The following is a 17195-nucleotide window of genomic DNA, read 5'->3' as shown; positions in this document are numbered from 1 at the left end:
ATGGCCGGTTGGCGGCTTGCATGCCGGTGGCGAACCCGCCATTTCAGAGGCCAACCTCTCAAAGGGCCTCAGCTGCGGCGGTCGGGGCGAGTGGGATCGGAGCGGTGGGGTCGAGCATGGGTTACGGCCTCAACATCTCCGGGCTAGGCACTAGCTCGGAGGGTGCCCTGCAATTCGACAGGTAGTTCACCTGCGAAACGCTGTACACGCGGACGCGATCACGCTCAGGTGCACTACCCAGCCACCCGACACATCCTGTCCATCTGCATGCACCGATCCGCCACGCCCCCGCCGCACGGCCCGCAGGCGTGGGCGGTGACCGGGTGGGGAGGACCATCGGGATCGGCGCACACCCGGATCGGCAGGGATCCTCCCCAGGTTGTCCATCCGCGACAGTTGCGCCGTTACGACCGGAACGTCGCTTGACGCAGCGCTAGCTAGAGGTTGCCGGCGCGGGTGTGGAGGTAGCGCTGTTGGGGGAGGCTGGTGGTTCGGCGGGCTGCTTCTTCGTAGGCTTCCTGGGCGGCGGGCAGGTTGCCGGACAACTCCAGCAGGTGAGCGCGGACGGCGTACAGGCGGTGGTCGTTCGCGAGGCGTTCGTCGTGCTCGATTTCGGACAGCAGCCGGAGGCCCTCGGCCGGGCCGCGGGCCATCGCGACCGCGACCACGTGGTTGAGGGCGACCATCGGGTTGTCGGTGAGCTGCAGCAGCACCTCGTACAGCGCGACGATCTGCGGCCAGTCGGTCTCCTCTGCGGACGGGGACTCGTCGTGGACCGCCGCGATCGCGGCCTGCAGTTGGTACGGACCGACCGGGCCGCGGGGGAGTGTCGCGGTGATCAGGTCGACGCCCTCGCGGATCAGCTCCGGGATCCACAGCGACCGATCCTGCTCCGCCATCGGGACGAGCTCGCCGAGCGGGCCGGTGCGTGCCGGACGCCGGGCGTCGGTCAGCAGCAGCAACGCCAGCAGCCCGGCCACCTCGGCGTCGTCGGGCAGCAACCGGTACAGCATCCGGGCCAGCCGGATCCCCTCCGCCGCCAGCTCGACCCGCTGCAGGTGCGGACCCGTCGTACTCGCGTAGCCCTCGTTGAAGATCAGGTACACGACCTGCAGCACCGCGCCCAGCCGCTCCGCGCGGTCGGCCGGCAGCGTGAACCGGGCACCGCTGTCCTTGACGCTCGCCTTCGCCCGGGTGATCCGCCGGGTCATCGTTGCCTCGGGCACCAAGAACGCCCGCGCGATCTCGGCCGTCGTCAGACCACCGACGGCCCGGAGGGTCAACGCGATCTGGGACGCCGGCGACAGCGACGGGTGGCAGCACAGGAACAGCAGCACCAGGGTGTCGTCGGCGTCGCCCACCGGATCACCCTGTGGCGCCCACTGCGCGACCCGGTCCTCCCGCCGCTGACGGGCCTGCTCCCGCCGGAGCAGATCCGTCAGCCGCCGGGAAGCCACCGTGATCAACCACCCACGCGGGCTCGCCGGTACGCCGTCCTCCGGCCACTGCTGGGCCGCCGCGAGCAATGCCTCCTGCACGGCGTCCTCCGCCGTGTCGAAGTGCCCGTACCGCCGCACCAGCGCACCGAGCACCTGCGGCGCCAGCTCCCGCAGCAGATCGTCGACCTCCATCCGAACTCACTCCACCAGTTCGTCGCGGCCCTCGACGATCGGGCGGACGTCGGCGTACGCCGTGGCCCGCACGAACTCCGGGCTCGGGGTGTCGGCCAGGCGGGACGCGATCTCGGTCGCGCGGTCGAAGGACTCGCATTCCACGATCCAGTACCCGGCGAGCACCTCCTGGGTCTCGGCGTACGGCCCGTCCGTGACCACCAGCTGCCCGTCCTTCGACCCCAGCCGCCGGGTCAGCACCGGCGCCGCCAGCCCCCGCGTCTCCACCAGCTCACCCGAGGCAGCCAACTCACCGTTGAACTTCTCCATGAACTCACCCATCGCCGCGAAATCCGCCGCCTCCCAGGCCGGCTTCCCGGTCGCCTTCCCCGCCATCCCGTCGTAGTCCTGCTGCGATGCGTACGTCAGGATCATGTACTTCATCACCATCTCCATCCGTCCGAGCACCCACTACCGGGCACTTCCACCCGAGACGTCGCAGCCGTCGGCCCCGACCGGACAAGTCTTGTAGAAGATTGCGGCGCCAGCCAATGAGAAGAAGTCTTCGCGAAGAACTCTTCTGGGTTATCTTGGGGCCTATGAGCGATCAGCTGCCGCCCGGCGACATCACCCTGGACGCGGCCACCCTGCGGGTGCTGGCGCATCCGATGCGGCTGACTTTGCTGGAGCACCTGCGGCAGCACGGTCCCGCGACGGCGCGGCGGCTCGCGGCGCATTACGAGATCGACTCGGGCGCAGCGAGCTACCACCTGCGGCGGTTGGCGGAAGGAGGCCTGATCGAGGAGGACCTCGAGCGCGGTACCCGGCGCGACCGCTGGTGGCGGGCTCGGCATCGCTCGTCCGTGCACCAGCCCGCGGACAGCGGTCCCGACGAGCGGCAGGACAGCCGGGCGTACCTGCATGCGGTGGTGCTCGCGTACAGCGAGCAGCTGCGACGGCTGGCCTACACGGCGCCGCTACTGCCGGACGAGTGGTACGAGGCGTCGACGTTCGGCAACTACACGCTGCGACTGACGCCGGCAGAGCTCAACGAGGCGAAGGCCGAGCTGGCCGCGGTGGTCAAGAAGTACCGCGACCGCGACAACAGCGCGGGCGTGCCGGTTGCCGTCCAGTTGCACGCGTTTCCACTGATGGAACCGGACGACGATGCTTAGGGGCGCGACGCCGAGCGTCGCCTACCGGGACGGCAACGTCCTGCGTTGGGCCGCGGCATACTCCGCATCGGTCACCGGTGACGTCGCCTTCTTTCTCACCCTGTCCTGGGCGGTGACCCGGACGGCCGGGGCCGCGCAGGTCGGTGCGGTGCTTGCGGTCGGAGCCATTCCCCGCGCGGTGCTGATGCTGGCCGGCGGGGTGATCGCCGACCGGTACGGACCGCGCCGAGTGGTGATCGGCAGCGATCTCGCTCGCTGCCTGATCGTGTTCTGCGCCGCCGCGCTGATGCACTTCGCGTCGGCCGGGCTGTGGATGTTGTTCGCCGTCGCGCTGGTTTTCGGCGTGATCGACGCACTGTTCATGCCCGCGGTCGGGGCCTTGGCCGGCCGGCTCACCGATCCTGACCAACTCGGCCAGGTTCAAGGGCTGCGAATGCTGGCGGTCCGTCTCGGCAACGCCGCTGGTCCCATGATCGCTGCGATCGTGCTGACCTCTGCCGGAGTCGCCGGCGGGTTCGGTCTGGCCGGTTTGCTGTTCAGCCTGTCCGTCGGTCTCCTGGTTGCGGTCCGCCTGAATCGAACACAACCCGGTGGGCGGTCGGCGGGCTCACCGTTCGCCGACCTCAAGGATGGGCTGCAGCACCTGCGGCAGAACCGGCAACTGGCCCGGCTGGTTGTGGTGGTTGGGCTGGGCGACCTGTGTTTCAGCGGTCCGGTCGGCGTCGGTCTGGTGCTGCTGACCGCCGAACGCCACTGGACCGCGGCCGTTCTTGGGTGGACGCTCACTGCATTCAGCGTTGGAGGTGCCGCCGCTGGGATTCTGCTTACCGCGTTGACCCACGTCCCGCGGGCAGGCGCCGTGCTCGCCTGTTCCCTGCTGGCGACCGCCGTACTCGTCGGTGCCTTGGGACAGGTGAACACGGCCGAGATACTGATCGCCGGTTCGGGTGTGCTCGGAATGATCAGCGGTGTCGCGTCGGCGCTCGGCAATGCCCTTCTTCAACGCAACACCGATCCCCGTTACCTCGGCAGAGTCGGTTCGGTGACGTCCCTGTCCACCGTTGGCCTCAGTCCAGTCCTGTACCCGGTGACCGGTGTGGTTACGGCTGTCTGGGGACCAGGCGTCTTCTTCGCCGGGTGCGCGCTGATCTGCTTGCTCGCGGCGGCAACCGCCGTGACGACGGCCGAGTTCAGAGGCAGGGGGTGACGAGTTTGTCGAACTTGTGGACGGCGTCGGCGACGTCGGTGAGGGCGTTGGCTTCGGGGGCGTATTTGTTGGGGACGGCGACCTCGAGGTAGATGGTGCGGCCGATGGTGGTGAAGATGTAGCCGTTCGGGGCCTGTTTGGCGAACCAGCCGACGCCGTTCACCTCGAAGCACTGGGACTGGGCCTCGGCCAGGCCGGCGGGGGCGGCGACGCCGCAGGTCACCTCGATGGACGGGTTTCCGTACGCGGTGGTCAGGGGGCTCTCCGGGGTGGTCTTGCGGCGCTTGGCGTCGAGGACCTTGGCGGGGAGTGCGTTGACCAGGCTCGTGCAGGCGGCCGCGACCTCGGGGGCAGGCGAGGGCACGGGGACCGGCGTGGCGCCGGGGCTGCAGCCGGCAACGAGCAGGACGCCGAGTGCTACGCCGGGTGCGACGCGGGAGAGGATCTTGGGCATGCGGAGGCGCGGCGGGGTCCCGTGTGGCCTTTCAGATGTGGACGACGGGGCAGGTCAGCGTGCGGGTGATGCCGGGGACGTTCTGGACCCGGGCAACCACCAGCTTGCCCAGCTCGTCGACGTTGCGGGCTTCCGCGCGGACGATCACGTCGTACGGACCGGTGACGTCCTCGGCCAGGGTGACGCCCTGGACCTCGGCGATCTGTGCCGCCACGTCGGCCGCCCGGCCGACCTCGGTCTGGATCAGGATGTAGGCCTGGACCACCACGTCGTTCTCCACTCAGTCGTCCTCAGCTGGGCTCCAGCCACAGTACTGCCAGGTGGCCGGGCGTACTCGTTGCTCCGTCACGGTACCGCCTAGACTCCGGCTAGCGATATGGGAGGTCTGCTGACGTGACAGAGACGTTGGGGAGCACGGGTGAGTTCGGCCTGATCGCGGCCGTCACCAAGGGGCTGTCCCAGAGTGAGGACGTCCTGGTAGGTCCTGGCGACGACGCGGCCGTGCTGGCGGTGCCGGACGGCCGGATAGTGATCACCACCGACCTGCTGGTGGAAGGCCGGCACTTCCGGCGGGACTGGTCGTCGGCGTACGACGTAGGCCGCAAGGCCGCCGCCCAGAACCTGGCCGACGTGGTCGCGATGGGCGCCCGCCCGACGGCGCTGGTGGTCGGGTTCGGCGGTCCCGCCGACCTGCCGACCGCCTGGGCGCTGGAGCTGAACCAGGGCCTGGTCGACGAGTGCGAGCTGGTCGGCGCGAGCATCGTCGGCGGCGACACCGTGCAGTCGGACAAGATCGTCGTGTCGGTGACCGCGTTCGGCTCGCTGGACGGCCGCGCACCGGTGCTGCGTTCCGGCGCGCGTCCGGGCGACGAGGTCGCGTACATCGGCCGGCTCGGCTGGGCGGAGGCGGGCTGGGCGGTGCTGGCCCGCGGGTTCCGTTCGCCCCGGGCCGTCGTCGAGGCGCACCGGCGCCCGCAACCGCCGTACGCCGACGGTCCTCGGGCGGCGCTCCGCGGGGCTTCCTCGATGTGCGACGTGAGCGACGGGCTGCTGTCCGACCTCGGCCACATCGCGGTGGCGAGCCAGGTGATCATCGACATCCACACGAAGGCGCTGACCGTGCCGGAGCCGCTGCAGGCGGTGGCCGCGGCGACGGGTGCGGACGCGCTCAAGTTCGTGCTGACCGGCGGCGAGGACCATGCCCTGGTCGGTACCTTCGAGCCGGCCGACGTACCCGAGGGCTGGACCGTCATCGGCTCGGTTGCTGAGGGCAACGAGGAACGCCCGCCCGGGACCGTGACCGTGGACGGCGCGCCGTATGCTGCAGAGACCGGACATGCACATTTCAGGAGTTGAGATGCCGCCCCCCAGAGTGCTGACGATCGCCGGTTCCGACTCCGGTGGCGGGGCCGGGATCCAGGCGGACCTGAAGGCGATGCTCGCCAACGGCGTGCACGGCATGAGCGTGCTGACCGCGATCACCGCGCAGAACAGCCTCGGCGTCCAGGGCGCCTGGGAGCTGCCCGAGGAACAGGTCCGCGCACAGTTCCGCAGCGTCGTCGACGACATCGGCGTGGACGCGGTGAAGACCGGCATGCTGGCGTCCGAGGCGATGGCGCGCGTGGTGGCGTCGCTGCTGCGCACGCTGCCCGACGGCGTACCGATCGTGGTCGACCCGGTGTCGGTGTCCAAGCACGGCGACGCGCTGCTCGCGGCGGACGCGATGGACGCCGTACGGTCGGAGATCGTCCCGTTGGCCACCGTGCTGACGCCCAACCTCACGGAGCTCGGCCCGGTGTCCGGCGTCGAGCTGGAGACCGTGGAGGACCGGGAGATCGCCGCGAAGGTGCTGCTGGACGCAGGCGCGACCTGGGTGCTCGTCAAGGGCGGCCACGACGTCGGTACGGCGGCTGTCGACATCCTGCACGGTCCTGGGGTACGTCGCGCGTACAGTGCCCCCCGCGCCGACAACAGGCACACCCACGGCACCGGCTGCACGCTGGCCAGCACCATTGCGGCGTACCTCGCCCGTGGGCACGACGTACCGGACGCGGTCGGCGCTGCTAAGGAGTACGTGACCGGTGCGATCGCGGCCGGGTTCGCCCTGGGCGGCGGGATCGGTCCGGTCGACCACGCATGGAGATTTCGAGGGAGTGGCAGTTGAGCAAGCAGCAGCCCCCGGTCGACGGGTACTGCGAGCAGTGCGGATTCAACTACGACACGGGTGACCTGCAGGGCACCGTGACGCTGCTGATCCGGCAGGCCGCGGACTGTGCGATGGCGCTGACCAAGGCGGCCGCCGGTCCGGACGCGAGCGTCGTGCGGCTGCGGCCGGAGCCCGAGGTGTGGTCGGCGATCGAGTACGCGTGCCACGTGCGCGACGTACTCGAGGTGCAGCGGCTGCGGATCGCGCAGTGCCTGGCGGAGGACCGGCCGGTGTACGCGCCGATGGACCGGACCGGGCGGGTGAAGCAGCAGAAGTACGAGGACCAGGACCCGGCGGAGGTCGCGGCCGCGCTGATGCGGTTCGCGCGCGAGTTCGGCGCGGCCGCGCGGGTGCTGCAGCCGCAGCAGCTCGGGAAGCTCGGGCTCTACAACTACCCGGTGCGGGCGCCGCGGACGCTGGGCTGGATCATCCGGCACACCGCCCACGAGATCCAGCACCACCGGCACGACATCACCGAGATCCTGGCGAAGCTCGAGCCGCCGATCGTGCCGAAGCCGCGGCCCGTGGAAGAAGAAGAGGTCGAAGAAGAGGTCGCCGACTAGCGCTGGGCAGCCCAGGCGGCGACCGCCGGCTCGCTTGTCAGCTGGTCGAGGGCCAACGCCGCCGCGCCACGCAGCGGGCCGTCCGGTTGGTGCGTGGCCGGCAGCACTGGTGGCGGCGAACCGCGGTGGAAGGTCATCAGGCCGCTCTTGTACGCCTCTTGGAACGTGTCCTCGGCAGCAGCGCGTAATGGGATCGCCAGCCCGCCGATGGTGACCACGTCCGGGTCATGCGCGTTGACGAGCCCTGCGACGCCGTAGCCGAGTGCGGCGACCACCCTGGCGATGGCTGCCCGTGCGGGACGGTCCGTGCGTTGCAGTACCTCCTCTGCATACGCCACGGGATCGTCAGGTGTCGGCTGCTTCAGGTGGCGCGCGAGCGCACGTCCGTCGATCTCCAGGTCCCAACAGCCGCGAGCACCGCACGGGCAGGTACGAGAACGGTCGCCGAACGGCATGTGCCCGTACTCACCACCCGCCCCGGACGCCCCGGACGCCGGTACGCCGTCGATCAGCAACGTCCCGCCGATACCCACCTCGATGATCAGGTGCACCGCCGTACCAGCGCCCGCGGCCGCGCCGGTCCGTGCCTCGGCCACACCGCTGAGCGTTGCGTCGTTGCCGGCCAGCAGCGGTACGTCGACGTCGGCGGTGACCTGAGCGAGGTCCAGCTCGGCCCACTCGAGCGTGGGCGCCTGCATGAGCTGGTTGTCGCGGACAGTGCCCGGTACGGCGAGGCTCACGAGCTGCAGGCGGTCGCCGTACTGCTCGTGTGTCTGCTCTACCGTCTGCCGGAGGTTCTTGAGCACCACCTGGGCTCGGCGGCTCCGGTGGCGTTGGTACTGCTGGTCCTGGAGCGTGCCGTCCAGCGCTACGACCGCACTGCGCCAGTTGCTCTGCCGTAGGTCGAGTGCCAGCACCACAGGGCCTTCCGGGTGCGCCTGCAGCACGGTTGTCGGGCGGCCGCGTCCCTGGCTGGGCGCAGGAGCCTCGGTCAGCAGGTGTACGTCGCGTAGCCGGGCCGTCACCTCCGTGGCGGAGCCCGTGCTCAGCCGGAGCGTGCGCGCGACCGCGGCGCGGGTGATCCCCGGCTGTCGCGCGACCTGGCTGAGGACGTCCGCGGCCGTCTGCCATTGTCCCCGGCGTACTGGAGTCATCGCGGCCTTTCCGTTTATGCTCGGAGGACGAGTTTAATGGGAGGGTTGATGGACATCCGGGACATCCGCGCCGTGCTGTTCGACATGGACGGGACGTTGGTGGATTCGGACGCGGTCGTGGACCGGAGCTGGAGCCGTTGGGCGGTCGAGTGCGGGCTGGACCCGGCCACGGTGCTCGCGGTCGCGCACGGGAACCCGGCGGCCGCGACGGTCGCGCAGTTCCTGCCGGACGCGTCGGCGGACGAGCTGACCGCAGCGTGGGCGCGGGTGTACGACCTCGAGGTGAACGACGTCGACGGCGTGGTGGCGAAACCGGGCGCGGTCGAGCTGATCGCGACTCTGGAGCGGATCGGTACGCCGTGGGCGGTCTACACCAGTGCGCCGCCGCAGCTGGCGAAGGTGCGGCTGGCCGCGGGCGGGATCGCGCCGTCGGTGCTGGTCACGATCGACGACGTCAGCCGCGGCAAGCCGGACCCGGAGGGGTACCTGCGGGCGGCGGAGCTGCTCGGCGTACCGGTGACCGAGTGTCTGGTGGTCGAGGACACCGTTGTCGGGCTGACCGCCGGGAAGGCGTCCGGGGCGTTGACGGCCGGGTTGAAGGGAGTGCCGGCGGACATCGAGCTCCCGGACCTGCATCGGCTCGACGCGCTGTTCCAAGGTCTGGAATGACCGCGCAGGCCCCGGCGGAAGCCGGGAGCCGCAGCGACGAGGTCCGGATCGGGATCGCGCTGTCGGCGATGGGTTTCGTGCTGGCCGGGCTCGGGGCGTGCGTGGCGATCCTCGCCCGGGACCTGCGGGAGCCGACGAGTCGGTTGGCGTTGCTGTCGTCGGGGTTCGCTGTTGGGCTGATGCTGGTCGCGGTGGTCGGTCCGCGGATGCTGCGGCGGTGGGCGATGCCTACGGTGCTGGCGTTGGGGTCGGTTGTGTGTGCTGTTGGGGCGGTGCTGATCGCTGTGGCGTCTTCGTACGCTGTGGCGATCACGGGCGGGCTGTTTGTTGGCCTGGGCGGGGCGTTGCTGGTGCTGGTCGCTCCGTTGATGCTGAACGGGCCTACTGCTGCTTCACGGCTCAGTCGGGTGAATGCGGTCGCCAGCGGGACCGGGATCCTCGCTCCACTGGCCATCGGCACGCTGGACTCACTGGGCCCCACAGGCCGGCTAGCCATGCTCGCCGCAGCACCACCACTCCTACTCCTCGCACTTCTCACCCGCAAACGTTCCACCGCCCTCCGCGCGGCGAAACGGGGAGAGAGGCGGCAGCGCGCCGCGGCGGCGGAACGGGCTGCGGGGGCGGTCAGTGCGGAGGGGGCTGTGGGGGCGGCCGACGCGGAATGGGCTGCGGGGGCGGAGCGAGCAGGTGCGTGGGAGCGGGCCGCGGCGGCGGAGCCGGCTGCTGGGGCGTCCGTTGCGGAGCGGGCGGTGCGGGCTGTGGGGGCGGTCAGTGCGGAGGGGGCTGTGGGGGCGGCTGATGGGGTGGCTGTGCTGATTGACTCGGCGCCTGCGGTTGGGTTGGTGGGGAAGTGGCGGCAGGTGGGGCGGCGGGTTGCGGTGGAGGTGGGGGTGGGGTGGTTGCGGGTGGTGCTGGCGGTGGCTGTTGAGTTTTGTTTTGTGGTGTGGGCGGTGGCTCGGCTGGTGGCGAGTGGGTTGCCTACCGCGACGGCCGCCCTGCTGGGGAGTGCTTTTCCGATCGGTATGGCGGTCGGGCGGGCGATCGGGCCGATCCGGTTCAATGGGTGGTCGCCGGTGGTGCCGTCCAGCCTGCTCGCGGCAGCAGGCACGTTGCTGGTGAGTCTGTTCGACGTACCGGCCGTGGTAGCCGCCGGGCTGGTCGTGGCGGGGCTCGGCGTCGCGCCGCTCTACCCGGTCACGCTCGCCGCGCTCGTCGCGACCCCGGGGATCAGCTCCGCCCGTCTCGCCGCGGTCGGCGCGCTGGCGTCCGGTACGGCGATCCTCGTCGCCCCGGCGCTGCTCGCCGTACTGGCGCGGGTGCTCGACCTGCGGACGGCGTACCTGATCACGCTTCCGCTGCTCGCCGTACTTCTTCTGCTCAGCCGTCGATCCGGCCGTACCTCGTTCGTGTAGTGGGTGAAAGCACCCGAGAACGAGGAAGGCAGCACGATGAAGCTCCTGATCGACGGTCTGGCGATGCCCGAGTCCGCCCGCTGGTACGACGGCCGGCTGTGGTTCTGCAACTGGACCCAGCAGCAGGTGGTCGCGATCGACGCGGACGGAAAGCCCGAGTTCCGCGACGTTCCGGTCGAGAACCTGATGGGCTGGTCGATCGACTGGACCCCCGACGGCCGGCTGCTGACGACCGGCGACAAGCTCCGCCGGTACGAACCCGACGGCTCGGTCACGGTCCTCGCGGACCAGCACGCGAACGAGCTCGTGGTCGATGCCCACGGCAACATCTACCTGGACGGCGCGGACTTCGACTTCGCCGGGGGCGAGGCGCCGACACCCGGCTGGATCAAGCGGGTCACGCCGGACGGCGCGATCCGCGAGGTGGCGGACGGGATCGAGTTCCCGAACGGCATGGTGCTCACCCCGGACGGCCGCACGCTGGTGATCGCGGAGTCGTTCGCCGGCCGGCTGACGGCGTTCGACGTCCAGCCGAACGGCGACCTCACGAACCGCCGGGTGTACGCCGGGAACCTCGGGCCGGACGGCATCTGCCTGGACGCCGAGGGCGCGATCTGGTCGCAGACCGGCAGCGAGGGCGTGGTCCGGGTCGCCGACGGCGGCGAGATCCTGCAGCGCATCGACCTCCCGGAGAACCGCGCGCCGTTCTCGCTCACGCTGGTCGACTTCGACGGCCCGACGCTCTGCATCCTGACGTCCGAGTGGCACCTGCAGGACACCATCGCCAACAACCTCGCCCGCCTCCGCGGCCCTGCCCGCACCGGCCAGATCCACACCGTCCCGGTCGCCGTACCCCCGGCCGCCGGCTGAGCTACAACGGCAGGTCGTGCCGGCGGAGCAGCTCGACGAGAGCTGGGACGCCGGCCGACAGGTCGTACAGCTCCGCCCGCAGGCCGACGCTCAGCGCGCCCTCGATGTTGGCCGCGTTGTCGTCGATGAACAGCACCTCGGACGCCGGTAGGTCGATCACGCGCAGGATCTCCCGGAAGTACGCCGGGTCCGGCTTCGCGAGGCCGAGGTCGCAGGAGTAGAACGTCCGGTCGAACCAGGCGCCGTACCCGCGCTCGTCCTGCATGATCCGCCGCCGGTACGCCTGCTGGTTGGTGGCCAGGTGGCACTCGATCCCGGCCGCCCGGAGCTTCTGGATCAGCTCGACCACCTCGGGCTCCGCCTCGAACCAGCGCCACGGCTCGATCGCCTCCGCGACCGACGCGGTCGACTTCCAGCGCCGCAGCACGTCGCCGAGCGCCTCCCGGAAATCGATCTTCCCGACCAGTGCGGGCCGTTCCGCGGCCATCAGGTCCCGGACGAAGGCCTCCTTGTCGGTGGGGACGAGCGCGCCCAGCCGGGCCCACCAGTCGAAGGTGGGCCGCTGGATCACTCCGTCGGCATCGAACAGGACGGCGCGTGAGGTCATGGCGTCATCTTGTCATCGGAGCCCTTGACCGGTTAAGGCGGTATGCGCTTACCTATGGCTACGTAAACATGAGTGGACACCTTCCGGCGAAAACCAACAGAAAGCGCCAGGTGAGGCTATGACACTGAGTAGAAGGAAATTCCTGGCGGCCGGCACCGCCGCGGCCGCCGCCGGACTCACCGGCTGCGGCTCCGTCGGCTCGCTGGGCGGCAAGAACGAGCTCAGCATGTGGACCTGGGTCGGGTCCGTGAACGACGACCTGATCGGCCAGGCCGAGAAGGCGATCCCCGGGTACGACGGCATCAAGCTGGCGATGACCCGGATCGGCAGCAACTACAAGACCAAGGTACTGACCGCACTGGCCGGGAAGTCCCTGGTGCCGGACATCGTCGCGATCAACGACGACGTCGCGACGTACTTCCCGAACGCCGACCAGTTCCACGACCTGAACGAGCTCGGCGCGAAGGAGCTCGAGAAGGACTTCCTGCCCTGGAAGTGGAACTGGGGAGTGACGCCGCAGGGCAAGATGATGGCGTACCCGATGGACACCGGCCCGACCGCGCTGTTCTACCGCACGGACGTCTTCACCAAGGCGGGCATCGACATCGACCCGGCCGCCGTCGCCGGCCTCGCTCCGGACTGGGACGCCTTCATCGCGCTGGGCAAGAAGGTGAAGCAGGCCGTCCCGGGATCGTCGATCGCCGACAACATCACCAGCATCTACGGCTACCGGATGGCCCAGCTGCCGAAGAAGTACATGACCCGGGACGGGCAGTACATCGGCGACCAGGATCACGTACGGCAGTCGTTCGACCTCGCCGTACGCGTGGTCAAGGAAGGGCTGTCGGCGAACGCGCAGAACTCCAGCGACAAGAACGCGGTCGTCACCAACGGCAAGCTGGTCGCCTACAACGGCGCCGTCTGGTGGGCGCAGCTCGGGCCGAAGAACGCGGCCCCGAAGACCAAGGGACTCTGGCGGGTGACGGCGGCTCCTGGTGGCGCCGGCAACAAGGGCGGGTCCTTCCTGGGCATCACGAAGTACTGCAAGAACCCGCAGGCGGCGTTCGCGTTCATCAGCTGGCTCGAGTCGGCGAAGAATCAGGCCCAGGCGTTCCTGGACCCGGTGCTGTTCCCGTCCACGCCGGCCAGTTACACGGACTCGCGGCTGTCGGCGCCGGACCCGTTCTTCGGCGGCCAGAAGATCGTCGACGTGTTCGCGGACTCCGCGAAGAAGTACCCGGGCGCGTACTTCTCGCCGTACGACAGCATCATCGACGCCCCGATCACCTCCGAGCTCGTGAACATCGAGGCGTCCGGGAAGAGTCCCGACCAGGCCTGGGCGGACGCCCAGCAGCAGATCCAGCGCGAGCTGAGCCGAGCGGGGGCGATCTGAATGGCAGTCACGAGCAAGGCGGTACCGGCCGCGGTGGCATCGGCCGCCGAGACCGAGAAGCCGCCGAACAAGTACCGCCAGGCGCTCCCGCAGTACACCGCGGTGGCGCCGTTCTTCGTCCTGTTCGCGATCTTCGGCGCGTTCCCGGTGCTGTTCTCGATCTGGATCTCGTTCCACTCCTGGGACGGCATCGGGCAGATGAAGTGGGTCGGGCTGGAGCAGTACCACTACCTGCTCACCGACGCGACGTTCTGGAAGACGATCGGCAACACGCTGATCATCTGGGTGCTATCCACGGTCCCGATGCTGCTGCTCGCGCTGGTGATCGCGAACGCGCTGCACAACGCGACCCGGCTGCGCACCTTCTACCGGATCGCGTACTTCGTCCCGAACGTCACCTCGGTGGTCGCGATCACGCTGGTCTTCGGGTCGATCTTCAGCAACAACTTCGGCCTGCTGAACGCGTTCCTGCAGTCGATCGGGCTCGGCCAGGTCGAATGGCTGACGTCGCCGTGGGGGATCAAGATCGCGATCGCCACCATCGTCACCTGGCGCTGGGTCGGCTACAACGCGATCATCTACCTGGCCGGCCTGCAGGCGATCTCGGCCGACGTGTACGAGGCCGCCAAGGTGGACGGCGCCTCGCCGCGGCAGACGTTCTGGCGGATCACGGTGCCGATGCTGCGGCCGGTGATCCTGTTCACCGCGGTCACCTCGACGATCGGCGGCCTGCAGATCTTCACCGAGTCCCGGGTGCTGTTCGGCGACACCAGCAACATCGGCGGCCCGGGTGACGCCGGCCTGACGATCGTGTCGTACCTGTACCAGAGCGCGTTCATCAAGAACCAGTTCGGGTACGGGGCCGCGGTCGGGTGGGCGCTGTTCGTCCTGATCGTGCTGTTCAGCATCATCAACTGGCGGCTGATCGGCGGCAACGACGAGGAACGACTGACCCGACGCGCCGCTCGGCGGGTGGAACGCAGGATCGCAGCCCAGAATGCCAAGAGGGAGGCCGCAGATGTCCATTGAGCGCGTGCGCACCGCCGTCGGCCACATCGTGCTGATGCTCGGCGTGCTGGTCTCGCTGTTCCCGTTCTACTGGATGGTGGTGATGGCCTCCAACACCACCCCGGACATCTTCAGCTACCCGCCGAAGCTGCTGATCGGCTCGCACCTGTTCGAGAACATGCGCAAGGTGCTGGACAACATCGACTTCTTCGGCTCGATGCTGCTCACGCTGATCGCGTCGCTGGCCGTCACGGTCCTGGTGCTGTTCTTCGACTCGCTCGCGGCGTTCGCGTTCGCGAAGTACCAGTTCCCGGGCCGGAACGTGCTGTTCGGCATCCTGCTGGCGACGTTCATGATCCCGACCCAGCTGTCGCTGGTGCCGCAGTTCGTGGTGCTCGCGCAGCTCGGCTGGATCGGCTCGCTGAAGGCCCTCATCATCCCGGGCGCGGCGAACGCGTTCGGCATCTTCTGGATGCGCCAGTACGCCAAGGGCGCGATCCCCGACGAACTGATCTCGGCCGCCAAGGTCGACGGCGCCGGCTTCTTCCGGCAGTACCTGACCGTCGGCCTGCCGGTGCTCCGGCCCGGTCTGGCCTTCCTCGGTATCTTCACGTTCATCAACGTCTGGAACGACTATCTCTGGCCGCTGATCGTGATGACCGACCCGAACCGCCTCACCCTGCAGGTCGCCCTCGACCAGCTGAACGGCGTCTACGGCACCGACTACTCGATGGTGATGGCCGGTGCGTTGATGAGTGTCATCCCCTTGATCGGCGTCTTCCTGATCGGTGCGCGCAGCTTCATCGCCGATCTCGCGGCGGGCGCCATGAAGTTCTGACCTTCACCTACAACCACGGGATTCCCTTTGACTGACCACAAGCTCCGCTGGGGCATCATCGGCACCGGCAACATCGCGTCCCGGTTCGCCAGCCAGGTCCCGACGTCGAAGACCAACGAGGTCGTCGCGGTCGGCAGCCGGTCCCTCGACTCGGCGAACGCGTTCGCCGACAAGTGGGACATCGCCGGCCGGCACGCCTCGTACGAGGACCTGCTCGCCGACGGCACCGTCGAGGCGGTGTACATCGCCACCCCGCACCCGATGCACGTCGAGTGGGCGATCAAGGCGGCCGAGGCCGGCAAGCACGTGCTGTGCGAGAAGCCGCTGGCGATCAACCGGGCGTGGGCCGAGGCGATGATCGAGGCCGCGGTACGCAACGACGTCTTCCTGATGGAGGCGTACATGTACCGGTGCCTGCCGCAGACCAAGCTGATCACCCAGCTGGTCCGCGACGGCGAACTCGGCACCGTGCACTCGATCCAGGCCACCTTCGCGTTCAACGCGTCGTTCAACCCGAGCAGCCGGATCTATGCCGACGAACTGGCGGGCGGCGGCATCCTCGACGTCGGCGGCTACCCGGTGTCGATGGCGCGGCTGATCGCGGGCGCGGCGACCGGGCAGCCGTTCGCCGATCCGGCCGCGGTGAACGCGGTCGGCACCGTCGGCGAGACCGGCGCCGACGAGTGGACGGCGGCGACGCTGTTCTTCGACGGCGGCATCACCGCGCAGATCACGACCGGAGTGCGGCTCGCCGACCAGAACCAGGTACGGATCTACGGGAGCAAGGGCTACCTGCAGATCGACGACCCGTGGTTCGGCGGCGACGGCAAGCCGAACGAGGTCGTGCTGTCCAGGGTCGGGGAGGAGCCGCGGGAGCTGTCCGCGGAGCCGGCGCTGATCTACACCGCCGAGGCCGAGGCGGTACAGGCTGCGATCGCCTCCGGTGCGAAGGAGGCACCGGAGATGAGCTGGGCGGACACGCTCGGCAACCTGACGGTGCAGGACCTGTGGCGGGCCGCGATCGGGCAGCAGTACGCGAGCGAGCGGGACGACGCGACCGTCCCGACCGCGACCGGACGCCCGCTGACCAAGCGCGCCGACGCCCCGATGACGTACGGCCACGTGCCGGGCGTCGACAGGCAGGTGTCCCGCCTGGTGATGGGCGTGGACAACCAGCAGACGCTGCCGCACGCCGCGGTGGTCTTCGACGACTTCGTCGAGCGCGGCGGTACGACGTTCGACACGGCCTACATCTACGGCGGCGGGCGCGGCGAGAAGCTGCTCGGGCAATGGATGACGTCGCGCGGCAACCGGGACGACGTGGTGGTGATCGGGAAGGGCGCGCACACGCCGCACTGCGACCCGGAGTCGATCACCCGGCAACTGCACGAGAGCCTCGAGCGGCTGCAGACCGACCACGTCGACCTGTACTTCATGCACCGCGACAACGAGGACATCCCGGTGTCGGAGTTCGTCGACGTACTCGACGAGCACTTCAAGGCCGGCCGGATCAAGGCGTTCGGCGGGTCGAACTGGACCACGGCGCGGTTCGACGAGGCCAACGCGTACGCCGAGGCGAACAGCAAGCAGCCGTTCACGCTGCTCAGCAACCACCTCAGCCTCGCGCGGGCGTACGACGTACCGTGGGCCGGCTGCCGGCACGTGGCGGACGACGAGTCACAGGCGTGGCTGCGGGAACGGCAGGTCGCGCTGTTCCCGTGGTCGAGCCAGGCGCGCGGGTTCTTCACCGGGCGGGCCAAGCCGGAGGACACGTCGGACCAGGAGCTGGTGCGCTGCTTCTACTCCGACGAGAACTTCCGCCGGCTGGACCGGGCGCGGGAGCTGGCGGCGGCGAAGGGCGTCGAGCCGACGGCGATCGCTTTGGCCTGGCTGCTGCACCAGCCGTACCCTGTGTTCCCGTTGATCGGGCCGCGGCACGTCAGCGAGACGCGGACCTCGACGCCGGGGCTTTCGGTGACGCTGACCGACGAGGAAGTGGCCTACCTCACTGCCTGATGGCCGAATTGGT

Annotated in this window: 18 protein-coding genes; 12 read left to right on the top strand and 6 right to left on the bottom strand. The window is 69.4% G+C overall.

Annotated features, from left to right (window positions below; translation table 11 throughout):
- Window positions 1-437: 437 nt before the first annotated feature.
- On the bottom strand, window positions 438-1631 hold the full coding sequence (locus ACFV9C_RS22810; protein ID WP_380196446.1) for an RNA polymerase sigma factor: 1194 nt from the start codon (window positions 1629-1631) through the stop codon (window positions 438-440).
- A gap of 6 nt (window positions 1632-1637) precedes the next feature.
- A complete protein-coding gene (locus ACFV9C_RS22805) occupies window positions 1638-2054 on the bottom strand; it encodes a YciI family protein (RefSeq protein ID WP_380196444.1) in 417 nt (138 codons plus the stop codon).
- A gap of 155 nt (window positions 2055-2209) precedes the next feature.
- On the opposite strand from ACFV9C_RS22805, the gene ACFV9C_RS22800 reads away from it, so the two are divergent.
- Entirely contained in the window at window positions 2210-2785 is a 576-nt protein-coding gene (locus ACFV9C_RS22800) for a helix-turn-helix domain-containing protein (RefSeq protein ID WP_380196443.1), read from the top strand.
- The gene (locus ACFV9C_RS22795; RefSeq protein WP_380196441.1) at window positions 2778-3992 is read left to right on the top strand and encodes an MFS transporter; all 1215 of its coding nucleotides are present in this window, start codon (window positions 2778-2780) and stop codon (window positions 3990-3992) included. Before ACFV9C_RS22800 ends, ACFV9C_RS22795 begins: the two co-directional genes overlap by 8 nt.
- On the opposite strand, the gene ACFV9C_RS22790 is transcribed toward ACFV9C_RS22795, so the two are convergent.
- Both ACFV9C_RS22790 and ACFV9C_RS22785 read right to left on the bottom strand, forming a co-directional pair.
- Window positions 3976-4446: a DUF3515 domain-containing protein gene (locus ACFV9C_RS22790; RefSeq protein WP_380196439.1), complete on the bottom strand. Its 471-nt coding sequence runs from the start codon at window positions 4444-4446 to the stop codon at window positions 3976-3978. The genes ACFV9C_RS22795 and ACFV9C_RS22790 overlap by 17 nt on opposite strands.
- A 31-nt stretch (window positions 4447-4477) precedes the next feature.
- Window positions 4478-4711: an Lrp/AsnC family transcriptional regulator gene (locus tag ACFV9C_RS22785; protein WP_198682133.1), complete on the bottom strand. Its 234-nt coding sequence runs from the start codon at window positions 4709-4711 to the stop codon at window positions 4478-4480.
- A gap of 128 nt (window positions 4712-4839) precedes the next feature.
- Between ACFV9C_RS22785 and ACFV9C_RS22780 the strand changes: the two genes are divergently transcribed.
- The 3 genes from ACFV9C_RS22780 to ACFV9C_RS22770 are packed head-to-tail and all read left to right on the top strand — an operon-like array spanning window position 4840 to window position 7215.
- Window positions 4840-5802 (top strand): thiamine-phosphate kinase, encoded by a 963-nt coding sequence (locus ACFV9C_RS22780; protein WP_380196438.1) that lies wholly within the window; start codon window positions 4840-4842, stop codon window positions 5800-5802.
- Between the two features lies 1 nt (window position 5803).
- Entirely contained in the window at window positions 5804-6610 is an 807-nt protein-coding gene (thiD, locus tag ACFV9C_RS22775) for a bifunctional hydroxymethylpyrimidine kinase/phosphomethylpyrimidine kinase (protein WP_380196436.1), read from the top strand.
- Window positions 6607-7215 carry a DinB family protein gene (locus ACFV9C_RS22770; RefSeq protein ID WP_380196434.1) on the top strand — a complete coding sequence of 203 codons (609 nt, stop codon included), beginning with the start codon at window positions 6607-6609 and terminating at the stop codon, window positions 7213-7215. Before thiD ends, ACFV9C_RS22770 begins: the two co-directional genes overlap by 4 nt.
- Here ACFV9C_RS22770 and ACFV9C_RS22765 read toward each other — a convergent pair.
- Window positions 7212-8369 carry an ROK family protein gene (locus ACFV9C_RS22765; protein ID WP_380196432.1) on the bottom strand — a complete coding sequence of 386 codons (1158 nt, stop codon included), beginning with the start codon at window positions 8367-8369 and terminating at the stop codon, window positions 7212-7214. The two genes, ACFV9C_RS22770 and ACFV9C_RS22765, sit on opposite strands and share 4 nt — an antisense overlap.
- Before the next feature lie 48 nt (window positions 8370-8417).
- On the opposite strand from ACFV9C_RS22765, the gene ACFV9C_RS22760 reads away from it, so the two are divergent.
- From ACFV9C_RS22760 to ACFV9C_RS22750, 3 genes are read left to right on the top strand one after another with little or no spacing between them, the layout of a single operon-like run.
- Window positions 8418-9038 (top strand): HAD-IA family hydrolase, encoded by a 621-nt coding sequence (locus ACFV9C_RS22760; protein ID WP_380196430.1) that lies wholly within the window; start codon window positions 8418-8420, stop codon window positions 9036-9038.
- Window positions 9035-10450 (top strand): MFS transporter, encoded by a 1416-nt coding sequence (locus ACFV9C_RS22755; RefSeq protein WP_380196428.1) that lies wholly within the window; start codon window positions 9035-9037, stop codon window positions 10448-10450. The genes ACFV9C_RS22760 and ACFV9C_RS22755 overlap by 4 nt, the downstream gene beginning before the upstream one ends.
- A gap of 3 nt (window positions 10451-10453) precedes the next feature.
- A complete protein-coding gene (locus ACFV9C_RS22750) occupies window positions 10454-11320 on the top strand; it encodes an SMP-30/gluconolactonase/LRE family protein (protein WP_380196427.1) in 867 nt (288 codons plus the stop codon).
- A 1-nt stretch (window position 11321) separates the two neighbouring features.
- On the opposite strand, the gene ACFV9C_RS22745 is transcribed toward ACFV9C_RS22750, so the two are convergent.
- Window positions 11322-11927: an HAD family hydrolase gene (locus ACFV9C_RS22745; protein WP_380196425.1), complete on the bottom strand. Its 606-nt coding sequence runs from the start codon at window positions 11925-11927 to the stop codon at window positions 11322-11324.
- A gap of 118 nt (window positions 11928-12045) precedes the next feature.
- Between ACFV9C_RS22745 and ACFV9C_RS22740 the strand changes: the two genes are divergently transcribed.
- Genes ACFV9C_RS22740 through ACFV9C_RS22725 form a run of 4 tightly spaced genes read left to right on the top strand, consistent with a single transcriptional unit; the run spans window position 12046 to window position 17182 of the window.
- Window positions 12046-13320 carry an ABC transporter substrate-binding protein gene (locus ACFV9C_RS22740; RefSeq protein WP_380196423.1) on the top strand — a complete coding sequence of 425 codons (1275 nt, stop codon included), beginning with the start codon at window positions 12046-12048 and terminating at the stop codon, window positions 13318-13320.
- Window positions 13321-14349 (top strand): carbohydrate ABC transporter permease, encoded by a 1029-nt coding sequence (locus ACFV9C_RS22735; protein ID WP_380196421.1) that lies wholly within the window; start codon window positions 13321-13323, stop codon window positions 14347-14349.
- The gene (locus ACFV9C_RS22730; RefSeq protein ID WP_380196419.1) at window positions 14339-15166 is read left to right on the top strand and encodes a carbohydrate ABC transporter permease; all 828 of its coding nucleotides are present in this window, start codon (window positions 14339-14341) and stop codon (window positions 15164-15166) included. The genes ACFV9C_RS22735 and ACFV9C_RS22730 overlap by 11 nt, the downstream gene beginning before the upstream one ends.
- 27 nt (window positions 15167-15193) lie before the next feature.
- Entirely contained in the window at window positions 15194-17182 is a 1989-nt protein-coding gene (locus ACFV9C_RS22725) for an aldo/keto reductase (RefSeq protein ID WP_380196418.1), read from the top strand.
- Window positions 17183-17195 lie beyond the last annotated feature (13 nt).

The organism is Kribbella sp. NPDC059898, from assembly GCF_042730855.1.
Taxonomy (GTDB): Bacteria; Actinomycetota; Actinomycetes; order Propionibacteriales; family Kribbellaceae; genus Kribbella.
Note: the sequence above shows the minus strand (reverse complement) of the source record. Positions and strands in the feature narration are given on the sequence as shown.